The organism is Deferribacter thermophilus (genome assembly GCF_049472675.1).
GTDB lineage: Bacteria > Chrysiogenota > Deferribacteres > Deferribacterales > Deferribacteraceae > Deferribacter > Deferribacter thermophilus.
Window position 1 is genome coordinate 25,827 of record NZ_JAPNXM010000011.1, and the last position, 22,958, is coordinate 48,784.

Here is a 22,958-nt window from a genome sequence, read left to right on the forward strand (position 1 = left end):
TTTGGAAAAAGTTATTTCCTTTTTTAGAATGATAAAGATTGAGCATACACTGTTTGCTCTCCCTTTTGCATTTACAGGAGCCATAATAGCTGCAGATGGTATCCCTTCTATTGATAAAATCTTTTGGATAGCTGTTGCAATGCTTGGTGCGAGATCTGGCGCAATGGGTTTTAACCGTGTAGCTGATGCCGAAATAGATGCAAAAAATCCAAGGACAGCAAATCGTGAAATACCTGCCGGGAAAATAAGTAAAAAAGAAGCAATTGTTTATATAATAATATCCTTTTTACTGTATTTTTTAGCTGCTTACAAATTAAACCCTTTATGTTTTAAACTATCCCCAATTCCTGTTATAATTTTTATTTTATACTCATATACAAAAAGATTCACTTTTTTATGTCATCTAATTTTAGGTGTTGCTTTAGGGCTTGCTCCAATGGGCGCATGGGTAGCAATTACAGGAAATATCGATTTTAGGATTGTTTTGCTTGGTGTAGGTGTTATGTTTTGGGTTGCAGGTTTTGATCTGATTTATGCTATTCAGGATATAGATTTTGATAGAGAGCATAACCTTTTTTCAATTCCAAGATTTATAGGGGTAAAGAATAGTATTTATCTTGCAAGAGCTTTTCATTTAATTGCTTTTGTTTTGTTTTTATACGCAAAATTTATTTTTAATCTTGGTGTTTTATATTTAGTCGGTGTTATTTTATGCGGTTTGTTTATGATTTATGAACACTCCATTATAAAGCCAAACGATTTATCAAAGTTAGATATGGCATTTTTTAATCTCAATGCATACATTAGTCTTACGATATTTGTGTTTACATTTTTTGATGTGGTGGTTATATGAGAAAAATATTTATAGGGATGACAGGTGCAAGCGGTAGCCTATATACAGGGTATTTTTTGCATGAGCTTTGTAAATTAGATGATGTTATGTTATTTTTTACCTATACAGACGATTCTGTAAAAAATATTTATTACGAACATAATAATTTAAATAATATTGATGATTTTTTTTCATTTTACAAGATTGATAGGTCAAAGTTGACAGTTTACGATTATAGAGATTTTGCTGCTCCAGTTTCAAGTGGTTCGTTTAAAGTGGATGATTATGTCATTATCCCAGCATCAATGGGGTGTATTGGTAGAATTGCAAATGGTATCAGCTCAAATCTTATAGAAAGGGCTGCGGATGTGGCACTAAAGGAGAAGAGAAGGTTAACAATACTTTTTAGAGAAGCACCAATTAACTCTATCCATCTTGAAAATATGCTGAAATTATCCAATTTGGGTGCAAATATTATCCCTGCAGCTCCAGCTTTTTATCATAAACCAGAAGATATAAAAGATTTAATTTACTTTATTATTGGGAAAATATTTGATATAATGAATATAAAGCATAACCTTTTTAAGAGATGGAAAAGCACCTAAAAAAATAGGGGGCCAAAATGAAAGCAATATGTAAATCCTGCAATACTACTTTTGATTTCAAACCAAAAGGGGAAACAAAATGCCCTTCATGTGGTGCATTATATAAAAACACAAAAGAACCCAAGTCTTTTGAGATAAAATTATTGAATGGTACACTTTTAGACAAACTTTCATTTAATGATGTGAAAGATGGTATATTAAATGCAAAATTTCTATCTGTTGATTTTGTTTCTTATGAAAACACACCTTGGATTAAAATCAAAGATTCTATTTTTTCTAAGTTTTTAAAAGGTGGTAATATTGGGGTAAAATCTGAATCATCTTCTGGATTTTGGAAAGTAATGTTTTTCATCTCTTTGCTTTTGAATATTGGGATGCTTGCTGTATTGTATTATTTTAAATTAAAGATTGTAGGATAAAAGGGGGTAATTATGAGTAAAGATAAAAACCTTGACTGGCTTAAAAATACCTTTGAGAAAGGGAAACTTGAGGCTACAAAATTAGCAAAAATCAGCAAGTTGAAAATTGAAATAGCTTCACTTACCAAGAAGAAGGATGAGCGTTTGAAACTTTTAGGGAAAAAGGTTGTTGCATTGTTAGATGAAGGTGAGCTGGTAGAGGAAGAAATCAGGGCAGAATATGATGCAATCAAAGAGTTAGAAGAGCAAATAGAAGAATTAAATCATAAAATTGAAGAGATTAAAAATTTAAAATATGAGCCTCAAGAAAAAGATGTGTATGACGCAGATTATGAAGTATACGATTATGAAGAAGATAAAGAAGAGAATCTTAAGTCAGATAAAGAGGAAATAAAACAAGATGAAGTAGATAAAGAGGAAAAATTTTTTGATAATGAGATTAATCCTGAAAAAGAGAATGTAGAAGCTGAAAAAAGCAAAGAGGATAAGACCAAAAAAGAAATGGAGGAAAAGTAGTTTTATGAGTAGCGATATTATATCCAAATTAGAAGAATTAGATGATTTGCCTGCATTGCCTCAGACTGCTAAAAAGGTTATTGATATATTAAACAAGCCCGATTTTTCTTTTGCAGAATTAGTTTCGGTTATTTCCAAGGATATGAATATAACTGCATCTATTTTAAAACTTGCAAACTCTGCTCTTTATTCTCCAAAAAGTGAAATTAGAAATTTAACTCAAGCTATTACATTTCTTGGAGCGAATAATATAAAAAATTTGGTGATTGCCCTTTCTACAAAAACATTATTTGAAAACTTTAAGGCGAGTTTGCTTATACAAAAAGTATGGGAGCATTCTGTCGCTGTAGCAATATATTCTAGAATTGTGGCACTTAAAATCAGTAATAAGATAAGTGAAGAAGTATTTTTGATAGGGATGTTACATGACCTTGGTATAATAGTAATGAATCAATATATAAAAAATTATGAAGAGATGATTAGTGAAATTTATGGTTCAGATCTATCTTTACATGAAAAAGAGAAAGAGCTTTTTGATATTACTCATGCTGAGGTTGGAGCAAAGCTTGTAGAGCTATGGAATTTACCAGAGATTTATTCTGATTCGATAAGATATCATCATTCATCAGAGGATTCAAAATATAAGGAATATGCTAAAATAGTTGAATATTCAGACTTAGTCCTAAGTAAAAATAATATGAATATTGTAAATTATACCGACGAAGATAGAATTGAGCAGCTTAGAAATGAGTTTGGAATAGATGTTGAGACAAGCGATGAGATTGATGAGATGTTCAATGAAGTTTATCAATATGAAAAGGAGCTTTTTAAATTATGACAAAAAAAATTGGTTCGTTGTATCTTTTTTTAGTGACATTTTTATTATTGTTTGGTTGTTCTTTAAATTTCAATTTTAAATCAAATAAAACATTGCTGAAAGATTATAAATATTCGCAAAAAAACGATGATTTTATAATTTACTATAATATCTTAAGAGTTGGGGATAAGAAAAAACTCTATTTGGTTTTCAAAAATAGGAAAAATTATGTTATGGTAAATCTTAAAATAAGGATTACCGATTCTCGAAAATTTGATCGTTATTTTTATGTAAGTAGATTAAAAGCATCCAATATTAAAAATTATGAGCTCATAGTCCCTTCAAAAGTTGATTATGTAAAAATAGAGTATGAATATGAAATCGCTGCTGATGATACTTTTTTAAATCCATCAAACACCGGTCAAGATATTAAAAGTTATGAAAAAAAAGGGTTTTTAGAACTTTTAGTAAAATAGGAAAGGGGCATTTTGAATACCCCAATTTTGATTATGCCATAATTTGTAATGACTCTATAATTTCTTTATCTTTTTCAAAAGCTTCTAATATATCAACATACATCCTTCTTTTTAGTTCAGCATAGATACCTCTTGCTTTATTAAATGATTTTGCAAACTCTAATGTTGTGGCTTTTAACTCTTCTAAATTTTCACAAGCTTTGTGTATCCCGTTTAACTGCTCCATCTCTTTTGCTGTAAATCGTTTGCCTGTAAAAACCATCTTCTGAAAGTTTTGATATGGGATAGCCTTTTTTGCATATGCTATCATTGATGGTAAAAAAGGGATCCTTACATCGACTTCTGGAAAACAGAAAAAGCCTCTATCATTTCTCATAAACCTAAAATCACAACAGCATGAAAGTAACGCTCCATTTCCAAAGGCATGCCCTGTAATTTCTGCAATTGTTGGTATAGGATAGAAAATCAATTTTTTGAAAAGGTCATTCATTCTATATAAGAATTTTTTGATTGTATCAAAATCTTTTGATGTATAAGCTTTTTGTAGCCATTCTAAGTTTATCCCTTGTGACCAGTTTTTTTCATCATCAGAGGTGATAATGAGAGCTTTTATCCCTTTATCTGCTTCAATATTGTCAAGGGCTTCAATAAATTGGTTTGCAAAATCTAAATCTTGCTTATTTTCTTTGTTGCACATAATTAAATACGCAACTGTTCCATTTTTTTCTATTTTTACTCTATCCATTAATTACCCCCTTTTTTGCAGTGACTTTTGAAAATAATAAGCTACTTCCTCAAAATCTAAAAATGCAGAGTTGTGTGTAGCAATTTTTTCTAATTCTTCTTTTTTGATTTTTTCAGAAAGGTTGTTTATGAATTTTTTAGCACCACTTACAGCATCAAATGGGTTTTCTGCTATTTCTTTTGCAAGCTCTAATGTTTTTTTATCAAGCTCCTCTTTGTTTTCATAAAGTTCGTTTATTAAATGCATCTCTTTTGCTTCTTTTGCTGTAATATCTTTCCCGGTAAATGCTAAATATTTTGTGTTTGCAGAGCCGATTATAAAAGGCAAACGCTGAAGGCTACCAAGATCAGCAATAATAGCTAATTTTGTTTCTCTAAGTGAGAACTTGGCATCCATTGATGCTGTTCTTAAATCACAAGCAGCAATTAAATCTAATGCACCACCTATACAGTAACCGTTTACTTCTGCGATATAGATTTTTTTACCTTCTTCAATCATATTCATGCCAAGCTGCATTTTTTTGATTAAATTGTAGAGTTTCACTCTTTTTGCTTTAGTTTCAGTTTTTAAAAGATCTGGCATTTTCTGACCAAGATCAAACACGTCAAGCCCAACAGAGAAGTGCTTTGCATCGCTTCTAAATATGGCAACTTTTACAGATTCATCTTTTTCAATTTCTTCTACTAATAATGGTAATTCTTCAAAAAATGCTAAATTCATTGCATTCATTTTTTGAGTGTTGTTAAAAGTCACTATTAAAATATCTCCCTGTTTTTCTGTTTTGAAAAATTCAAAATTCATTTTCTCCCTCACTTGTTGAATTATTGTTAATCTTATTAATAACCATGTTTTATTATAACCAGAGTAAAAAGTCAACTCAATATTTCCTTTTACGCAAAGGTAATGTCAGGTTTTGTTATTAAAATATTGAGTGATAGAAAAAAGTAAGTTAGTCCAAATAGATTCGTTTTTTGTCTTGCATTTAGAAAAATGAGTGTGTATATAAACTCACTCCGAAATTAGAAAACAGGGTATAATGTGAAACTTTTAAAGAGAGTATGGCTTTATTTTAGGCCTTATAAATGGCATATATTCTTTTCTTTTGTTTTTTCATTATTTGTAGCTGCGAGTAATGGTGCTAGTGCATATATAGTAAAACCAGCTTTGGATGGAATATTCATTAATAAGGATAGAGAGAAATTAATTTTTATGCCCTTTGTTATTGTGGGTATTTATTTAATAAAAGGTGTCTTTAGATTTCTGCAGAATTATCTAATGAAAAAAACTGGTCAAAGGGTTGTTCAAGCTATTAGAAATGACCTTTTTGATAAAATTATCATGTTGCCAATTAGATTTTTTAGTGAAAGTTCAACTGGTGTTTTGATGTCAAGGATTACTAATGATGTAAACTTGGTTCAAAACTCGATTCCCTCATTTGTAACTGCTATTAGAGAAACATTTTCTATTTTAGGTCTTGCAGCTGTGGTGCTTTATCAAGACCCATATCTTGGAAGCTTTGCACTTTTTGTTTTGCCTCTAGTAGTTTTACCTTTAATAAAAATAGGGAAAAAAATTAAAAAATACAGCAGGCGTGGCCAAGAAAAGATGGGGGATATTTCTTCAGTCTTGCAGGAATCTTTTAGTGGAATCAGAGTTGTTAAAGCTTTTGCAAATGAAGATAAAGAAAAGGAAAAATTCAAAACTCATAATGAAAAATTGGTTAAAAATGAAATAAAAAAGATTGTTTATAACGAGATAAGTTCCCCTATGATGGAGTTAATTGGTGCTATAGGTTTGGCTTTAGTAATTTATTATGGGGGGCTTAAAGTTATAGAAGGGGTTTCAACACCTGGTACCTTTTTTTCATTTATTGCTGCAATTGCAATGATGTACGATCCATTTAAAAGAATAAATTCTGCTAATAACAATATTCAGAGTGCTATTGCTGCTGCTGAGAGAATTTTTGAGATTATGGATACAGAAAATGAAATTTTGGAAAATGATGGGGAATTAGAATGTGATGCAAAAGGGAAAGATGTGATTTTTGATCATGTTTATTTTCGGTATAAAGATAATGAAGATTATGTTTTAAAAAATATAAATTTATTAGTAAAACCGGGTACTACAGTTGCAATTGTAGGCTCAAGTGGAGCAGGCAAAAGTACTCTGGTAAGTTTAATTCCTAGATTTTATGATGTTATATCTGGATCCATAAAGATTGGTGAAACTGATATCAGGGATTTTAAAGTTCATTCTTTGAGAAAAAATATCGGGATTGTTTCTCAAGAACCTTTTCTTTTTAATGATACGGTATTTAACAATATAGCATACGGTATGGATAATGTGACAGAAGAGGATGTTATAAATGCAGCAAAAGCAGCTTATGCTCATGAATTTATTTTGGAGCTTCCAGAAGGTTATAATACTGTAATTGGGGAAAGAGGTGTTAGACTATCAGGTGGTCAAAGGCAAAGGATAACAATTGCAAGAGCTCTTTTAAAAAATCCACCAATACTGATTTTAGATGAAGCTACAAGTGCATTAGATACCGAATCTGAAAAGATTGTTCAGAAAGCTCTTGAAAATTTGATGAAACATAGGACAAGTTTTGTAATTGCTCATAGACTCTCTACAGTAATAAATTCGGATGTAATTGTGGTTTTGGATAAAGGGGAAATTGAATCAATTGGAAATCATCAAGAGCTTTTAGAAAAATCTAAGGTTTATAAAAAGCTTTATCAGATGCAGTTTCAAAATGGTGAATAGTTTATGAGGGTTCTCCATGTTGACACGGGTAAAGAGTGGAGAGGTGGGCAAAGACAGGCTCTGTTATTGCATAGAGGGTTGATTGAACAAGGTGTAGAAAGTTTTCTTGCAGCAAACAGCCATGGAGCATTAATAAAAAAATGTGAAAATAATATTGTTAGTTATGGTTTTAAAGGTGAAGTAAGTCCAGTAAGTTTATGGAATATTATTAGGATTATAAAAAAGATAAAACCAGATATAGTTCATTCGCATGATGCACATTCTCTTACACCTTTGATATTAGCAAAAATTATGAGATTTAAATTTAAGTTGGTGCACACAAGGAGAGTTGATTTTTCAATCAGAAAAAACAGATTGAGTAAATTTAAGTATGACAATAGATATATTGATAAAATTGTAGCAATATCAGAAGCTGTAAAAAAGGTTTTAGTGAGTGATGGGATAGATGAGAGTAAAATAGAGGTTATTTATAGTGGTGTAGAGTTTAAAAATCCTGATGATTATGAGTGTCCATCAGATTTGAAACCTTTGTTAGATGGATATAAGGTAATTGGATGTGTAGCAAATTTTGCAGATCATAAGGATCATAAGACATTGATAAAAGCCTTTAATAAAGTCTATGAAATTAGAAAGGATGTAAAATTACTGCTTGTGGGGGATGGCCCCCTTTTCTATGAAACTTTAGATTTTGCTAAGAAATATCCATGCTTTAACAATATTGTTTTTACTGGTTTTAGGGAAGATGTGTATTCTTGTTTGAAATGTATCGATATTTTTGCTATGACTTCAAAAGAGGAAGGACTTTGTACTTCTATTATAGATGCTTTAAGCTTTGGACTACCAGTAGTTGCCACAAAAGCTGGAGGGATACCAGAGATTGTGAAAGATGGAATAAACGGATACCTCGCTGAGGTTAAAAATAGTTCAAAAATAGCAGAACTTTTTTTGTACTCTTTAGATAGTAAATTTAATAAAAATAATTTAATTTATTCAGTAAAAGAATTTAGTTTTGAAAAAATGACCTTTAATTATAAAAAAATTTACAAAAGAATTATGGGATAAAATGAAAAAAATTGCATATTTAATGGGAAATTTTGGAATTGGTGGAGCAGAGGTTTCAACGCTAACTCTTTTAAACGGGTTCATTAAATTAGGTTATTTGGTTGACTTAGTCCTTGCTTATGGTAGTAAAGTTGAATGGGATAAACAGTGTGATTTTAATATTATTAAATTGCAACTTGATAAATACAAAAAACATCCTTTAAGATATATTATTTTAAAGAATAAGTTGGATAAATTTTTTGAAATAAGTAAATATGATGCAATATTAACAGCGCAAACATCAAAAAGTTGGGAAAAAATTCTTAATCAATTAGATAAGAAACACAATATTTCCTATATAATTAGAAATTCATTTACAAAAAAAAGAATAGATAGAAATAACAGCTTATTTTTGAAAAATATTAAAAGGAAGTATTTAGCTAATATTTATAAGGATAAGAATATAATATGTGTATCAAAGGGAGTTTATAATGATTTGGTAAAAAATATTGGTATAAAATCAGATAGTATCATAACAATTTATAATCCTTTTGATACTAATTATATTTTAAATAAGTCTAAAGAGCATTTTAATCTTCCTGTTGATGACTACATTATACATGTTGGTAGGTTTGAAATTAGACACAAAAGGCAAGATATTTTGTTAAAGGCATACAAAAAAGCAAATTTAAAAGAGAAATTATTACTTTTAGGTGAAGGTAGTGGCCAGCAATATTTAGAAAAGTTGATTGATGAATTACAATTAAATGGTAAAGTAATTTTGCACCCTATGGTCACTAATCCTTATCCTTTAATTAAAAATGCAAAACTTTTAGTTTTAAGTTCAGATTACGAAGGGTTGCCAAGAGTTTTGATTGAAGCTTTGATATTGAAGACACCTGTAGTTAGCACAAATTGTGAGAGTGGACCAAGTGAAATTTTAACAGGTGAACTTGCTAATTTTTTAGTTCCTACTAGAGATGTTGATGCATTGGCTGAGAAAATGAAGCAAGCATTAAGAAATTATCCTGAAATAAAGGATGAATACATTAAAAAATTTGAGCAATTAAATGTTTGCAGACAATATATAGAATTTTTAGGTTTGAATTGATGAGAAAGATTTCAGCAACTATTATAACTTATAATGAGGAAGACAACATTGAGAGATGTTTAAAATCTCTTGATTTTGCTGATGAAATAATAGTAGTGGATTCGGGTAGTAAAGATAAAACAATTGAGATAGCAAAAAAATACACCGATAAGATTTATTTTAAAGATTTTAATGGTTATGGTGAGCAGAAAAATTATGCTGCAAGTATGGCAAGAAATGATTTAATATTTTCAATTGATGCTGATGAAGAAGTTTCTGATGATTTAAAAAAATATTTGTTAGAAAACTTGGAAGTTGTTTTTTCAAAAGGTTTTTCGGCAATAGCTGTTCCAAGAAGAACATATTACCTTGGTAAATTTATTAAAAATAGTGGGTGGTATCCTGATTATAAAGTTAGAATTTATGATAAAAATAAATGTTACTGGGATAATAAAAAGGTGCATGAAGCTTTGAATTGTGAAGGTAAAGTTTTTTATGTGCCTAAAGGGAAGGATTTATATCACTATTCATATAAAAATATTTCAGATCATATAAATAAAGTTAATAAATATACTTCTTTGTTTGCTAGTGAAAATAAAGATATGGGTTTTATCTCTATAAGTTTTAAACTTTTGATGAAGCCTATGTTAAAATTTTTTAAGATGTATTTTTTAAAATACGGTTTTTTAGAAGGGTATAGGGGTTTTATTATTGCAATTATAGGTAGTTTTTACGAATTTTTGAAATATGCGAAGATATTAGAAAGGAGAATAAATGTTAAAAATATTTTTTAATTTTTTATCATTTTCTCATTTTATTTCTATTAGTATTACACAAATTCTTTTTTCTATCATTTTTTTATTTATAATTTATAAAGTATGGAAGAAAGATTTGAAGTTCTATAGTGAAAGAGTTTTGTATTTATTTTTGATATTTTTTATATTGTATGATATTTCATTGATTGTAAATTTTAATAATTTTCCTAACTTTAACAAATTTATTAAACATATTTTTGGATGGTGGCACTATCTATTTTTTGTTATATCTCTTATATTTATGAAAAATTTCAAGCCAAATTTTAAAAACATATTTAATTTTGTCTTAGCTGGCTCTGCAATTGCTTCATTTTATGGGTTTTATCAATTTTTCTTTTTACATAAAAGAGCTGAAGGATTTTATTCTCATCCGTTAACTTTTGGTAATAATTTAGCTATTGTTTTAATAGTTTTGTATTCATTAATTATAACTAAATATTATATAAATAAAAGAGAATTTTGGTTTTATATCATATTTTTTCTAGTGAATTTTACTGCACTCCTTATCTCATTATCTAGAGGTCCAATATTAGCTTTTTTAATAACTGTAATGGTAATAAATGTTCTAGTTTACAAATATAAAGGATTAATTGTAAATATAATTATTGTAGTTTTGTTTACATCTATCGTTTTGTTCACTCCTGCATTAAAACAAAGAGCTAATGATTTTTTTAATCATTCATGGAAAAATACAACTTCTTCGTTTGGTACGCGTGTTGTCTTATGGAAAACTTCTTTAAAAATTATAAAAGACAATCCTTTCTTTGGTATAGGTTATAATATAAAAAGAGAGTTTAAGAAGAGAATTAAAGTTCCAGTTGCTTCAACGGCTCATTCTCACAATTCTTATTTGACAATTGCTTGTTATTATGGTGTTCCAGCTTTAATTATTCTCTTATTAATATATTTTTATCTAATGAAATCATTTTGGATTAAAAATGATTTTTTTGTAAAAGTGTCAGGAATTGGGACAATTCTTGTTTATATGTTAGAAGGATTAACCGAATACAATTTTGGCGATTCAGAGGTTTTAATGTTTTTTTGGTTATTAATAGGGATATTATATTCATTAAACTCAAATAAAAATTATACTGATGCTGTAAATGAATAATTGATTGGTTTTAAAGGATATTAAATGGATAAAAAAATTATTCTTTTTATAAGGGTTTTTTCAAGGTATGGTGGTGTAGAGAATTTTTGCTATAGATTTTATCAGTTTTTAGTAGAAAAAGGGTATGAAGTTAAAGTGGTATGTGGTGAAAATAAGACTGATATCAAAAATGAAAATATCATTGAATTAGGTTTATGGAGACCAGGGAGATTTTTGAAAACCTTAAGTTATTATTTAAAAGCATCAAAGTTTGCAAAAAATAGTGATAATTCTCTGAATATAGCTCTTACGAAAGTTAACTACTGTCATGTAATTAGAGCTGGGAGTGGATCTCATTTGGATTTTTTAATAAGCTCTTTAAGAGGTTATAGAGGTTATAGTAAACTTAAGAAGATAATAAAAAGACTTTTTTCACCTGTAAATTACCTTACTGTATTTATTGAGAAAAAGATGTACAGAGATAATCCTAGTTTAAAGTTAGTTGTTTTTCAATCAAATATGGCAAAAAAAGAGTTTTTAAATAGGTATAAGTTAACAAATTTGAATTATAAAATCATTCCGAATAGCGTAAATAAAAATATTTTTAAGTTAATGCATGATGGCACTAACACTTTTTATGAAAAATATAGTTTATCAAAAGATAAAATTTATGTTGGTTTTGCTGCTTCAAATTTTGAGTTAAAGGGTTTGATTTATTTAATAGATGCTATTAAATATTTACCTGATAATGTAGAATTATTAATAGCTGGCAATAGAAATCCTAAGAAATACATAGAAAAAGCTAAGCAACTTAAAATAGAAGATAGAGTTCATTTTTTAGGTAAAGTGGAAAATATGAATGATTTTTATAATGTTTTAAATGTGTTTTGCTTACCTACGTTTTATGATACATGTGCAAATGTTGTTTTAGAATCTCTATCTGTTGGTACCCCAGTTATTACCACAACAAATAATGGAGCACAGGACTTTGTTTTAGATGGAAAAAACGGATTTTTGTTATCTGTTGATGAGTTAAGTGGTGCTAAATTGGCTGATTTAATTGTTAAAGCAATAAAAATTAATAAATATGATGTAATAAGATATTCTAAATTATACACAGATGAAGAAATTTTTAATAAATACTTGGAGGAAATAAAAGGGTTAATATGAAGATATTGATAGTTCAATTGTATCAAATTGGAGATGTGGTTTTGACTACTCCAATACCAAGAGAAATTAAAAAAAAGTATCCAGGTGCTGAAATTCATTTTCTAACAACTCCTTTGTCTGCATCAGTTTTAAAATACGATAAGAATATAGATAAAATAATTACTATTAATAGAGATAAAAACTTATTAAATACATTAAGATTAATAAATAAAATAAGAAAAGAAAAATATGATTATATCTTGGATTTTCAAAATAATCCTCGTACAATGTGGTTATCACTTTTTTCAAAAGCTAAGTATAAAGTAACTTATGCTTACTCAAAAAGGAAATTTGCATATAATAAACTTATAGAACCGGTTAAAGGGACTGCTACTGAGATAAAATGTTCTTTGTTAAAGGCATTAAATATTTCTGATTATGATATCAGGCCTGTTTTATATCCAGGTGAACAAGAACTCGCTAAAGTAAAAAACTATTTGGATGAAAACAATATTAAAGACTTTGTTGTAATATCCCCAACGCATAAAGGTGATACAAGGAGATGGCCTTTACAATATTTTATAGAACTTGCTGAATATGTTTATGAAAAAACAGGACTAAAAATAGTTTTTAATTATGCACCTAATGAAACTGATTATATTGAAAAAATTAGAGAGCATGACTTTCATAATAAAGCATTTTTTACACCACTGTTTAAACTACCAGAATTAATAGCATTATTAAGTTTTTCTAAGTTCCATGTGGGAAATGATTCTTCTCCAAATCATATGGCTGTTGCTTTAAAGAAACCTTCATTTGTAGTGCTAGGTGCATCAAGTGAAGGTTGGATTTTCCCTTCAAATGAATACAAGTGGGTAAGAAAAGGATTAGACTGTCAACCATGTAAAAGTAATAAGTGTAAATATGGAGATAAAATACCATGTTTAAAAGAATTAAGTTTTGCAGATATAAAAGATGAATTTGATAAATTTTTAAGTGAGGTAGTTGGTGTTTAAAAGTGTACCTGTATTATGTTATCACAAAGTGTCGTATGTCGGTGGGATTACTCCAGAACAGTTCGTAGAACATTTGGAGTTTTTAGCTCATAACAACTATACATCTATAACTGCAAACGAACTTTATGATTTTATGGTTTATAATAAAAAAATTCCAAAGAAATCTGTTGTAATTACTTTTGATGATTGTAGTTTAGATAACTGGGTCTATGCAATCCCTCTATTAAATAAATATGGTTTTAAAGCAATATTTTTTGCAATAACAGATTTTATAGGTAAAGGTTCTAAACGTTCTCAATATCCTGATAAGGATTTACCAAATATTGAAGATGCTACAACATCTTTTGTTAAAGCTCTTAGAGATTCGGATAATTCACAGTTTATGAATGAGGAGGAGCTTTATTCTACAGTGTATGATTATGGACACGAGGTTTATAGCCATTCTGCAAGACATCAGATGTGTTTTAAGTCATTAAAATTAAAAGGCGTATACCCCAAAAAGTGGCATTGGGGGATTTTTGGTATATACGATGAGGTTAAAGAGGGTTCTAAATATTATGATAGAGGTTCTGCGTATGCTTATGACGGTTATTGGCCGGTCATTCAAAATGGAGAATTAATATATAGAAAAAGAGAAACTGAAGAAAGGTACAAATTTTGCTTAGAAGATTTTACAAGAAGTAAAAAATACCTTGAAAACTTATTGGACAAGCCTTTAGTTTTTTTTTGCTGGCCATGGGGACATTACGATAAACTGTCTATGAAGGCTTTACAAGAAGCTGGATATAAAGGGAGTTTTACTCTTGAACGTTTTCCAAACTCATACGGAACAAATCCTTTTTATATAAACCGAATTGCTGTTGGCAATAAAAAAGATATAAAATGGTTAGAAAACAGGTTAAAAATGTATTCTAATAGAATAACAGCAACTATTTTTTTTAAGAAATTCAAAAAATAAAGAGGTTCTGTATGATTAATGATAATTATTTAATAAAACTTTATAACATATTATTTATATCAACTTCAATTTTAATTGTTTTTTCTCATAAGTGGTTAGGTAATATAAGAATAGTATTATTTGCTTTGTCAATATACATGTTTATAAAATATATACCAGATAAAACAAAAATTTATAAAAATAGAGTTTTTATTTATTTATTATTGTTTCTAATATATGTTTTAGTAATAAATTTATTATTTTTTGATCATATTAAAGGAGTAAATAGAATTTTAAATTGGACAATAATATTTTTTAATTCAATTATTTTTATGATTATTAATAAGAATAATAAAGTTTTAATAAGTTATTATTTTTTAATTTTATCCATTTCAATTGTTTCAGATTTTTTATTGAAAAATGGTTTCTCGGCTCTGTAACTAAAACTGTGTAAATCCTCTAAAAATATGTTAACTAAAGAAACATACAGAAGGAGGATTTATATGTTTATCGACAAAGACGAAATAAGAAGACTGTACAAAGAGGGCAAACTTAATTCTCAAGAAGATTTGCAAACAGTACTATCTACAATTATCAAAGATGTAGTAGAAACAATTTATGAGGGTGAATTAATAGAATTCTTAGGTTATTCCCGCTACGACAAATCATCTAAAGAAACAAACAATTCTCGTAATGGCTACAGTAATAAAAAAGTAAAGTCTAATTATGGCGAGATAGACTTATCAGTTCCATGAGACCGTAATGGAGAATATGACCCTAAAATAGTTAAAAAACGTCAAACAGATATCACAGGTATAGAAGAGCATATAATTTCCATGTATGCCAAAGGTATGACAACAAGAGATATTCAGTCTCACATGGAATCTTTATACGGTCTTGAGTTTTCAGCTGAGGCAATCAGTAAGATTACAGATAAAGTTCTTGAAAGAGCAAAAGAGTGGCAAAATAGACCATTAGACCCTATTTATTCAATTATATTTCTTGATGCATTATTTTATAAGATGAGGCTTGATGGTGTTATAAAAAATGTAGCAGTTTATGCAATAATAGGCATTACTCTTGAAGGTAGGAAAGAATGTCTTGGAATATGGATAATGGAGAACGAATCAGCTAAATTCTGGCTGTCAGTTTTAAATGAGCTTAAAAACAGAGGTGTTGAAGATGTCCTTATATTTAGTATAGATGGCTTGCCTGGTTTAAATGAAGCTATTAAAGCTGTATATCCTGAGTCAGAAATCCAAAGATGTATAGTTCATCAGGTAAGAAACTCTCTAAAATTTGTATCTTATAAAGACAGAAAAGAATTAGCGAAGGATTTAAAGAAAATTTATACCTCTTCAACAGAAGAAAGTGGAAAAATTGAATTAGATAAATTAAATGAACAATGGGGCAAGAAATATCCTAATATAATAAAATCATGGCAGAACAATTGGATAGAACTTTCAACCTTATTTAAATATCCACCAGAAATTAGAACTCTTATTTATACTACTAATCCTATCGAAAGTTTTAATAGTAAATTGAAAAAGGTCAGTAAAAATAGGGGTGTATTTCCTACAGAAGAATCATTGTTTAAATTACTATATTTAGCTATAAATGATATATCTAAAAAATGGGATGGCAGAATAAGGGATTGGTCGAAAATTTACCCACAACTATATATTTACTTTCAGGAAAGGATTGACAGGTTTACAAATGGTTAATATCATAAATAACAAAATTGGGATTTACACAAATAATGTTACAGGGTCTTTTTCTCAAATTAGATATTCTGGTTTTTTAAATTCACATAATCAATATGCTATTTTAATTGTATTCCCTTTAACTTATTTGCTTGAGAAAATGTTTGATAAACGAGATTTATTTAAACTTTTAGCAAATATTGTTTTATCTATATTTCTATTTTATATTTTTTTAAAAACTGGTGCTAGAACAACTTTTTTAAGTGCAGTTTTAGTATACTCTTTTTATTTCATAATTAAAGCTATCAAATATAATTATAGATACTCAATACTGTTTTTATTTATTTTGTTAATTTCTGGATATTTTATTGTTCATAACCAGTCATTTAAAAATAGATTTGTAGTCACTGTTCTAAATTTTAAGACTGATAGTTCATTTGTTACAAGATTTCCTATCTGGCATAGTGCTTTTGAATGTTTCAAGGATAAGCCTTTAATAGGATATGGTTTTAATAATTTTAGAAAATGCTATGAAAATAAGTTACCACAATATTTGAAAAAACATTACAAAGCTCCTCATGTAAATACCACTAATAATGCCCATAATTTCTTTTTGCATTTTTTGGCTGAAACTGGAATTATTGGAACAATACTTATTTCTATGATAATATTTATTGCAATTTATCATGGAATAAAAGTTAATTTGCATTTTCTAAGTATTGCATTATTGATATCTATTAGTGGTTTTATGATGAATATGAATCTTTATATTAGAGAAGTATCTTTTTTGTTTTTTACCTCCATAGGTTTTATCGAAGGATATTATTTGGCTATAAAAAATGAAAAAAGTATTGTTTAGAATTACAAATAACTTAAATATTGGTGGTGTGCAAAGACGGATATTTGATGTATTGAAAGAGCTTAAAAATGATTATGAATGTCATGTTGTTGTTTATAAAGAAGAAGGGATACTTGCTGATAAATTTATAAAAGAAGGTATACATGTTCATTATGTACCTATGGGGTCATTTGATCTTTCTGGTATTAAAACACTTTCAAATCTTTTTAAGAATTATAAAGCTGATATAGTTCATACACATTCTTATGGGGGAACAATTAGAGGGGTGTTAGCTGCAAAATTAGCAGGAGTGAGGAAGATATTTTCTCATATTCATGTAAACATGGGAAACCATTGGTATGGTAAATGGAGGATTAATAAAAAAAAGAAAGAATTTATTGAAAAATTACTTCATAAAGAATATGTAGATAAAATATTTTTTGTTTCAGATGCAATTAAAAAAGAATATTTACATGGAATGAATTTCAAAAATCTCAATGAAAAATCCGTTGTGCTTTATAATGGTTTTAACCTGGAAAAGATAAAAATTAAAAAAAATAACATGATAGGTGGGGTATTTAATATTGGTATAGCTTGTAGATTAAGTAAAGATAAAAATTTATTATTTATTGTTGAAGTTATTGAAAAACTTATTGAGTATGTTCAGAATATAAAATTTCATTTTATTGGAGATGGCAGTTATAAAAAATATTTAGTAAAAGAAATAGCTAAAAGAAGCTTAAATAATTATTTTATTTTTCATGGTATGGTTGAAAATGTTTATGATAAAATTAAAGATTTGGATTTAGTTTTAATGCCTTCTTATAATGAGGGATTACCTGCTTCTATAATAGAACCTTTACTGGCTAATATCCCTGTAATTGCAGTAGATAATGAAATTAATAGAGAAATTCTCAATATTGACAAGGGGGGGTGGGTTTTACAAAATTCATATGAAGTTTTTGTTGAGAAAATACTCCAACTTTATGAAAAATATGATTATTTATATCAGAATATGACTTTTAATAAATATAAAGAAGTTTTTTCTATGGAAAACCATATCAATCAATTAAGGTATTATTATGAATCATAAGTTTAAGATATTATTTATTACTGATTCTAAAAAGAAATCTAGTGGTGGTATTAAACAATTGCTGTATAATGCTGAAGCGCTAAAAGAGTTAGGGTATAAAATATATCTATCTGCAAATAAAGAGTCCTTTGTCGCTAAGAAAAAAGATATTTTTGAAGAAATTCATTTTATAGATTCAAAAAGTAAATTAAAATCTGCGTTATCTTTGAAAAAGTTTGTAAGTGAAAAAGAAATTGATATTGAACATACTTTTCATAATGGTGGTCACAAAATTGCTTTTTTAGCAAAACTTTTTGGTGGTAAGTTTAAGCTTTTTATAAATAGAGGTGTTTTAAAAGTTCCAACCAATATTTTTATCTATAAAAACTTTTTGATAGATGGTTTCATTTGTAACTCTTATGCCTGTAAAAATAGTCTAAAAAGGATTTTTGTTAGTGATAAAAAAATAAATATTATTTTTAATTGTATCAAATCAGTTGCTTCTGATAAAAATTTTAAAAAAGATTATAATAGATTTAAAGTTTTATACATAGGAAATTCAAGTAAAATTAAGGGTTTTGATATTTTTAATGAAATTGTAAAACGAGTTCCTACTAATCTTGATATAGAATTTGTAGCTCTTGGAGTGGAAAAAGATAAGCTGAGCATTAAAGTTGATAAAAGAATTAATCTGCCAGGTACTGTAAAAAATGTTTCTGACTATTTAGAAAAAGCACATCTTTTTTTATTAACATCAAGATCAGAAAGTTTTCCTAACTCTCTATTAGAAGCTATGGCTTTTGGGTTGGGAGTTGTGGCACACAATGTTGGGGCTGTAAACGATTTAATAAAGGATGGGGTAAATGGGTTTAAAATCAATAGGTTAGCTGTGAATGAGTTTGTGGATAAATTAATTTATTTATATAACAACAGGAATTTGATAGAAAAAATGGGGCATAAGAACAGGCTTATTGTAGAAAAGTTGAATTGTAAAAATAAAGCGTTAAAACTACTCAAAGTATATTCTGGGGAATATTATCTTGATACTTTTGATGTAATTTTAGAGAATAATAATGATTGTTGACAAGTTGGTTTTAATAGTATTTTGATTTAGAATAAAAAAATTTTTTGAGAGGTTGGATACTTGAATATTGCATTTATAACTTCTACTCATAGGTGGGGTGGAGTTAAAACTTGGATGTTAAATTTTGCCAAAGAGTTAGAATCTTTAGGACATAGATGTTTTTTGTTCAGCTCTGATAAGAGTTTTCTAAATAAAGGTTCTAATTTTTCATTAAAAGGTTTTTATGTAAAATTTGGGTTTGATTACAACCCATACGTGATTAGTTATTTTTATAAGATGTTCAAAAGTCTAAAAATTGATATTATTATTTGCAATGTTTATAAAGAAATAAGAACCGCTGGGGTTGCTGCAAAATTATTATCTATTCCAGTTGTACACAGGGTGGGGTTATCAGGTGATTTTAAAAATAAATTTGACGTAAGATTGGCTCATAGGTTTATTGTGGATAAAATTATTGTTCCTTGCGAAGGGATGAAAAACGATTTGATAAATAATTTTGAATTTATAGAAGATAACGATGTGGAATTCGTTTATAATGGTAGAAAACTTATTGGAAAAGTTAAGAATATTAGTAAACCGGTTAAGTTTGTTATAAGTTCTAAGGTACAAAAAAGCAAAGGACATCTGGATTTATTAACTGTTTTCAAAAAGTTATTAAAAAATGGTATTACAGATTTTACTTGTGATATATATGGTGAAGGTAATTTGTCTTCATATATCAATGAAGAAATAGTCAAAAATGGACTTGAAAATTGGATAAAAATAAAAGGGTTTTGTTATAATTTAGAAGATGTTTTAAATGCTTATCATTTTGGTTTATTAACTTCTTATTCAGAAGGATTACCAAATGTAGTGTTGGAATATATGGCGTGTGGTTTACCAGTTATTGCTACAGATGTTGGTTGTACGAAAGAAATGATAGAAGATGGTTATAATGGTTTTATATACAACGCTGGGGATGTTGAGACTTTATATAAATTGATATATAAATGTATTAATATGAGTGAAAATATTTATATGAAAATGGCTAAAAATAGTTTAAAAATGATAGAGGAAAAGTTTAATCTTACAAAAAATGCTAACACTCTGGAAACTATATTAACAAACTTAATTGAGAGGTAAATAATGAAAATAGCGGTGATTGGTTTAGGGTATGTGGGGCTACCGTTGGCAGTAGCTTTTGCAAAAGAGTTTGATGTTATAGGTTTTGATATAAAAAGAGAAAGGATAGATGAGCTTAAAAACGGTATAGATTCTACAGGAGAAGTTAGTAGTGAAAAATTGAAAAGTGTATCAATAAAATTTACAAATAACTCGGATGATTTAAAAGAAGCTAATTTTTATATTGTTACTGTTCCAACCCCTATAGATAATCACAAAAATCCTGATTTGGGACCGCTTATTAAAGCAAGTGAAACTGTTGGTAAGTATTTGAAAAAAGGTGATTATATCGTTTATGAATCTACAGTTTATCCTGGAGTTACTGAAGAAATATGTGTGCCAATTTTAGAAAAAAAATCAGGACTTAAATTTATAATTGATTTTAAAGTAGGTTATTCCCCTGAGCGTATAAATCCTGGTGATAAAATTCATACTTTTGAAAATATAATTAAAGTTGTTTCAGGTTGCGATAAAGAGAGTCTTGAAAAAATAGCGGAGGTTTATGGCAAGGTTGTTAAAGCAGGTATTTACAAAGCTGAAAGTATAAAAGTAGCCGAAGCTGCAAAAGTTATAGAAAACACTCAAAGGGATTTAAACATCGCACTGATGAACGAGTTAGCACTAATCTTTGATAAAATGGATATAGATACAAAAAATGTTCTTGAAGCGGCTGGAACAAAATGGAATTTTTTAAAATTTGAGCCTGGTCTTGTTGGTGGTCATTGTATAGGTGTTGACCCATACTATTTAACCTTTAAAGCACAAGAGATTGGTTATCATCCTCAGGTAATTTTAGCTGGAAGAAAAATTAATGATTATATGGGAAAATTTATTGCTGAAAAAACTGTGAAACTTTTAATTAAAAATGATAAGCTTGTCAAAAACGCTAAAATTCTTATCTTGGGTTTTACTTTCAAAGAGAATGTCCCTGATATTAGAAATACAAGAGTAATTGATATTTACAATGAATTAATCGAATATGGTACAAATCCTATTGTTTATGAGCCAGTAGCTTCGAAAGAGGATATTGAGAATGAATATGAAATAAAAATGTTGGATAGTATAAATAAAATTAATAAAGAGTTTGATGCAATAATTATGGCAGTTAAACATGATATATTTTTAAAAGAGCTGAATAACGAGGTTATTGAAAATTTACTGACAGAAAATGGTGTTTTTGTAGATGTAAAAGGTGTTATGAAAGATAAATTGAGCGATGCAAGATTTACTTATTGGAGATTATAAGAGGTGATAAATTATGGAGAGCTTAAAAAATGTGGGAGAGTTTGCTTATAATTTGATTTGTAAATGGCATGAGGATGATGACTATATGCCTAATTTAAATGATGATAAACTTAATTTATTGGTTTTACAACTTACAAGGTACAATTATGATCTTTGGCATGAAGAGGATAAAGCAAGAGACCCAGATGCTACAGATTCCATTATAGCTAATGTGAAAAGAAAAATTGATAAGCTAAATCAAAGTAGAAATGACACCATCGAAAAATTGGATGAAGAGATTTTAAACAATTTGAAAGATGTAAAACTACTTGAAAATGCAAAAATGAATAGCGAGACACCAGGAAGTATTATCGATAGAATTACTATAAATGCCTTAAAGATATACCACATGGATGAGCAAACAAAAAGGGAAGATGCTTCAAGGGAGCATATCGAAAAGTGCAAATATCGATTGTTAATACTTAAAGATCAGGCTAAAGATCTACAACAGTGTTTAAATGAATTAATGGATGATTTGTTAAGTGGTCGAAAATTTATGAAAGTTTATCGACAGATGAAAATGTATAATGATCCAAATCTAAATCCTGTATTGTATAAGAAAAATAAAAAGTAGGTAAAATTGCCAAAGATAGTTTCGATTGGAAATATTTCTTTAGGTGGAACAGGGAAGACCCCTTTTACTATTTTTTTAGCCAATAAACTTATTTCAAAAGGGTACAATGTAGCTATACTGTCAAGAGGGTATAAAGGGAAAATAGGGTATGATACAAATCTGATATCAGATGATAAAAAAATATTATTAAAGCCACCTTTAGCTGCTGATGAGCCTTATATGATTGCTGTTAACTGTAAAGGAGTTATAGTAATTACTGGCAAGGATAGAAATAAAAGTTATCAATTTCTCTTAAAAAATTTTAAAAATATAGATTTTGTTTTATTGGATGATGCTTTTCAGCATCGAAAGATGAAAAGGGATCTGGATATTTTACTTTTAGACCATAAAAACCCTATCTCCACAGGATTACCATTCCCTTTTGGATATTTGAGAGAATTTCCTTCTGCTATCAAAAGAGCAGATATTATTATTTTTACAAGAGCTAATAGTTTTACAATCCCTGCAAATGTTAAAAAATATATAAAAGATAAGCCAACATTTTTTTCTAAAACCAAGCCTGTCGGTGTTTTTTATCAAAATAATTTATACGATTTAGAATTTTTAAAGGATAAAAATGTAGTTGCCTTTGCAGGTATTGCTAAAAATAGAAATTTTTTCAAGTTGTTAGAATCGCTTGGTGCTAACTTGGTTTATACTAAAGGTTTTATGGATCATCATCTTTACAAAGAGAGGGAAATAAGTTTTTTACTTAAAATAAAAGAGAGATACAAAGCAGATTTATTGATTACTACAGAGAAAGATTTTGTCAAAATGGATGAAAATTTAAAAAATTTAGTTTCTTATTTAAAAATTGGCATAGAAGTTAATGAAGAAAATAGGTTAATAGAGATGATAGAAAAAGAGGGTGGGAACCCTCTTGATTAGA

At 28.3% G+C, this 22,958-nt stretch carries 24 protein-coding genes and 1 pseudogene; 23 read left to right on the forward strand and 2 right to left on the reverse strand.

From position 1 onward, the window contains the following. The first annotated feature begins 1 nt into the window (after position 1). From OWM07_RS09410 to OWM07_RS09435, 6 genes are read left to right on the forward strand one after another with little or no spacing between them, the layout of a single operon-like run. A complete protein-coding gene (locus OWM07_RS09410) occupies positions 2–853 on the forward strand; it encodes a UbiA-like polyprenyltransferase (RefSeq protein WP_423303463.1) in 852 nt (283 codons plus the stop codon). After that, positions 850–1,437 (forward strand): UbiX family flavin prenyltransferase, encoded by a 588-nt coding sequence (locus OWM07_RS09415; RefSeq protein ID WP_423303464.1) that lies wholly within the window; start codon positions 850–852, stop codon positions 1,435–1,437. The genes OWM07_RS09410 and OWM07_RS09415 overlap by 4 nt, the downstream gene beginning before the upstream one ends. A gap of 17 nt (positions 1,438–1,454) precedes the next feature. Further along, a complete protein-coding gene (locus tag OWM07_RS09420; protein ID WP_423303465.1) occupies positions 1,455–1,856 on the forward strand; it encodes an Rpo12/RPC10 RNA polymerase subunit family protein in 402 nt (133 codons plus the stop codon). Between the two features lie 12 nt (positions 1,857–1,868). Next, positions 1,869–2,372: a hypothetical protein gene (locus OWM07_RS09425; RefSeq protein WP_423303466.1), complete on the forward strand. Its 504-nt coding sequence runs from the start codon at positions 1,869–1,871 to the stop codon at positions 2,370–2,372. A gap of 4 nt (positions 2,373–2,376) precedes the next feature. After that, entirely contained in the window at positions 2,377–3,210 is an 834-nt protein-coding gene (locus OWM07_RS09430) for an HDOD domain-containing protein (RefSeq protein WP_423303467.1), read from the forward strand. Next, entirely contained in the window at positions 3,207–3,665 is a 459-nt protein-coding gene (locus tag OWM07_RS09435; RefSeq protein WP_423303468.1) for a hypothetical protein, read from the forward strand. Before OWM07_RS09430 ends, OWM07_RS09435 begins: the two co-directional genes overlap by 4 nt. Before the next feature lie 31 nt (positions 3,666–3,696). On the opposite strand, the gene OWM07_RS09440 is transcribed toward OWM07_RS09435, so the two are convergent. Continuing rightward, on the reverse strand, positions 3,697–4,410 hold the full coding sequence (locus tag OWM07_RS09440; RefSeq protein ID WP_423303469.1) for an enoyl-CoA hydratase/isomerase family protein: 714 nt from the start codon (positions 4,408–4,410) through the stop codon (positions 3,697–3,699). A gap of 3 nt (positions 4,411–4,413) precedes the next feature. Beyond that, the gene (locus OWM07_RS09445) at positions 4,414–5,211 is read right to left on the reverse strand and encodes an enoyl-CoA hydratase-related protein (protein ID WP_423303470.1); all 798 of its coding nucleotides are present in this window, start codon (positions 5,209–5,211) and stop codon (positions 4,414–4,416) included. Positions 5,212–5,448: 237 nt separating this feature from the next. On the opposite strand from OWM07_RS09445, the gene OWM07_RS09450 reads away from it, so the two are divergent. The 17 genes and pseudogenes from OWM07_RS09450 (at position 5,449) to lpxK (ending at position 22,957) form a co-directional block, all read left to right on the forward strand. Continuing rightward, positions 5,449–7,176, forward strand: a complete 1,728-nt coding sequence (locus tag OWM07_RS09450; RefSeq protein WP_423303471.1) for an ABC transporter ATP-binding protein — start codon at positions 5,449–5,451, stop codon at positions 7,174–7,176. 3 nt (positions 7,177–7,179) lie between these two features. After that, on the forward strand, positions 7,180–8,238 hold the full coding sequence (locus OWM07_RS09455; protein ID WP_423303472.1) for a glycosyltransferase: 1,059 nt from the start codon (positions 7,180–7,182) through the stop codon (positions 8,236–8,238). 1 nt (position 8,239) lies between these two features. After that, on the forward strand, positions 8,240–9,328 hold the full coding sequence (locus tag OWM07_RS09460; RefSeq protein WP_423303473.1) for a glycosyltransferase: 1,089 nt from the start codon (positions 8,240–8,242) through the stop codon (positions 9,326–9,328). Continuing rightward, positions 9,328–10,101, forward strand: a complete 774-nt coding sequence (locus OWM07_RS09465) for a glycosyltransferase family 2 protein (protein WP_423303474.1) — start codon at positions 9,328–9,330, stop codon at positions 10,099–10,101. Before OWM07_RS09460 ends, OWM07_RS09465 begins: the two co-directional genes overlap by 1 nt. Beyond that, positions 10,082–11,233: an O-antigen ligase family protein gene (locus OWM07_RS09470; protein WP_423303475.1), complete on the forward strand. Its 1,152-nt coding sequence runs from the start codon at positions 10,082–10,084 to the stop codon at positions 11,231–11,233. Before OWM07_RS09465 ends, OWM07_RS09470 begins: the two co-directional genes overlap by 20 nt. Before the next feature lie 24 nt (positions 11,234–11,257). Continuing rightward, complete coding sequence (locus tag OWM07_RS09475) at positions 11,258–12,382, forward strand: glycosyltransferase family 4 protein (RefSeq protein ID WP_423303476.1); 1,125 nt, start codon at positions 11,258–11,260, stop codon at positions 12,380–12,382. Continuing rightward, positions 12,379–13,377 (forward strand): glycosyltransferase family 9 protein, encoded by a 999-nt coding sequence (locus OWM07_RS09480; protein WP_423303477.1) that lies wholly within the window; start codon positions 12,379–12,381, stop codon positions 13,375–13,377. Before OWM07_RS09475 ends, OWM07_RS09480 begins: the two co-directional genes overlap by 4 nt. Continuing rightward, positions 13,370–14,335 (forward strand): polysaccharide deacetylase family protein, encoded by a 966-nt coding sequence (locus OWM07_RS09485; RefSeq protein ID WP_423303478.1) that lies wholly within the window; start codon positions 13,370–13,372, stop codon positions 14,333–14,335. The genes OWM07_RS09480 and OWM07_RS09485 overlap by 8 nt, the downstream gene beginning before the upstream one ends. An 11-nt stretch (positions 14,336–14,346) precedes the next feature. Next, positions 14,347–14,754, forward strand: a complete 408-nt coding sequence (locus OWM07_RS09490; RefSeq protein ID WP_423303479.1) for a hypothetical protein — start codon at positions 14,347–14,349, stop codon at positions 14,752–14,754. 63 nt (positions 14,755–14,817) lie between these two features. Next, positions 14,818–16,038, forward strand: a pseudogene (locus OWM07_RS09495) (IS256 family transposase). Beyond that, a complete protein-coding gene (locus OWM07_RS09500; RefSeq protein ID WP_423303480.1) occupies positions 16,031–16,876 on the forward strand; it encodes an O-antigen ligase family protein in 846 nt (281 codons plus the stop codon). Before OWM07_RS09495 ends, OWM07_RS09500 begins: the two are co-directional and overlap by 8 nt. After that, positions 16,857–17,948 carry a glycosyltransferase gene (locus tag OWM07_RS09505; RefSeq protein WP_423303482.1) on the forward strand — a complete coding sequence of 364 codons (1,092 nt, stop codon included), beginning with the start codon at positions 16,857–16,859 and terminating at the stop codon, positions 17,946–17,948. The genes OWM07_RS09500 and OWM07_RS09505 overlap by 20 nt, the downstream gene beginning before the upstream one ends. After that, positions 17,938–19,011: a glycosyltransferase family 4 protein gene (locus tag OWM07_RS09510; protein WP_423303483.1), complete on the forward strand. Its 1,074-nt coding sequence runs from the start codon at positions 17,938–17,940 to the stop codon at positions 19,009–19,011. The genes OWM07_RS09505 and OWM07_RS09510 overlap by 11 nt, the downstream gene beginning before the upstream one ends. Positions 19,012–19,071: 60 nt before the next feature. Further along, positions 19,072–20,133 (forward strand): glycosyltransferase, encoded by a 1,062-nt coding sequence (locus tag OWM07_RS09515; RefSeq protein WP_423303484.1) that lies wholly within the window; start codon positions 19,072–19,074, stop codon positions 20,131–20,133. Between the two features lie 3 nt (positions 20,134–20,136). Beyond that, positions 20,137–21,417 carry a nucleotide sugar dehydrogenase gene (locus tag OWM07_RS09520; RefSeq protein ID WP_423303485.1) on the forward strand — a complete coding sequence of 427 codons (1,281 nt, stop codon included), beginning with the start codon at positions 20,137–20,139 and terminating at the stop codon, positions 21,415–21,417. Positions 21,418–21,430: 13 nt separating this feature from the next. Beyond that, positions 21,431–22,030: a DUF4254 domain-containing protein gene (locus OWM07_RS09525; RefSeq protein ID WP_423303486.1), complete on the forward strand. Its 600-nt coding sequence runs from the start codon at positions 21,431–21,433 to the stop codon at positions 22,028–22,030. Between the two features lie 6 nt (positions 22,031–22,036). Next, entirely contained in the window at positions 22,037–22,957 is a 921-nt protein-coding gene (gene lpxK, locus OWM07_RS09530; protein WP_423303487.1) for a tetraacyldisaccharide 4'-kinase, read from the forward strand. The last annotated feature ends 1 nt before the right edge of the window (position 22,958 follow it).

Excerpts from the sequence above, each read along its gene's own strand:
- OWM07_RS09415 (WP_423303464.1), top strand. The coding sequence starts at position 850 with ATGAGAAAAATATTTATAGGGATGACAGGTGCAAGCGGTAGCCTATAT.
- OWM07_RS09420 (WP_423303465.1), top strand. The coding sequence starts at position 1,455 with ATGAAAGCAATATGTAAATCCTGCAATACTACTTTTGATTTCAAACCA.
- OWM07_RS09425 (WP_423303466.1), top strand. The coding sequence starts at position 1,869 with ATGAGTAAAGATAAAAACCTTGACTGGCTTAAAAATACCTTTGAGAAA.
- OWM07_RS09430 (WP_423303467.1), top strand. The coding sequence starts at position 2,377 with ATGAGTAGCGATATTATATCCAAATTAGAAGAATTAGATGATTTGCCT.
- OWM07_RS09435 (WP_423303468.1), top strand. The coding sequence starts at position 3,207 with ATGACAAAAAAAATTGGTTCGTTGTATCTTTTTTTAGTGACATTTTTA.
- OWM07_RS09440 (WP_423303469.1), bottom strand. The coding sequence starts at position 4,410 with ATGGATAGAGTAAAAATAGAAAAAAATGGAACAGTTGCGTATTTAATT.
- OWM07_RS09445 (WP_423303470.1), bottom strand. The coding sequence starts at position 5,211 with ATGAATTTTGAATTTTTCAAAACAGAAAAACAGGGAGATATTTTAATA.
- OWM07_RS09455 (WP_423303472.1), top strand. The coding sequence starts at position 7,180 with ATGAGGGTTCTCCATGTTGACACGGGTAAAGAGTGGAGAGGTGGGCAA.
- OWM07_RS09460 (WP_423303473.1), top strand. The coding sequence starts at position 8,240 with ATGAAAAAAATTGCATATTTAATGGGAAATTTTGGAATTGGTGGAGCA.
- OWM07_RS09465 (WP_423303474.1), top strand. The coding sequence starts at position 9,328 with ATGAGAAAGATTTCAGCAACTATTATAACTTATAATGAGGAAGACAAC.
- OWM07_RS09470 (WP_423303475.1), top strand. The coding sequence starts at position 10,082 with ATGTTAAAAATATTTTTTAATTTTTTATCATTTTCTCATTTTATTTCT.
- OWM07_RS09475 (WP_423303476.1), top strand. The coding sequence starts at position 11,258 with ATGGATAAAAAAATTATTCTTTTTATAAGGGTTTTTTCAAGGTATGGT.
- OWM07_RS09480 (WP_423303477.1), top strand. The coding sequence starts at position 12,379 with ATGAAGATATTGATAGTTCAATTGTATCAAATTGGAGATGTGGTTTTG.
- OWM07_RS09490 (WP_423303479.1), top strand. The coding sequence starts at position 14,347 with ATGATTAATGATAATTATTTAATAAAACTTTATAACATATTATTTATA.
- OWM07_RS09500 (WP_423303480.1), top strand. The coding sequence starts at position 16,031 with ATGGTTAATATCATAAATAACAAAATTGGGATTTACACAAATAATGTT.
- OWM07_RS09505 (WP_423303482.1), top strand. The coding sequence starts at position 16,857 with ATGAAAAAAGTATTGTTTAGAATTACAAATAACTTAAATATTGGTGGT.
- OWM07_RS09510 (WP_423303483.1), top strand. The coding sequence starts at position 17,938 with ATGAATCATAAGTTTAAGATATTATTTATTACTGATTCTAAAAAGAAA.
- OWM07_RS09520 (WP_423303485.1), top strand. The coding sequence starts at position 20,137 with ATGAAAATAGCGGTGATTGGTTTAGGGTATGTGGGGCTACCGTTGGCA.
- OWM07_RS09525 (WP_423303486.1), top strand. The coding sequence starts at position 21,431 with ATGGAGAGCTTAAAAAATGTGGGAGAGTTTGCTTATAATTTGATTTGT.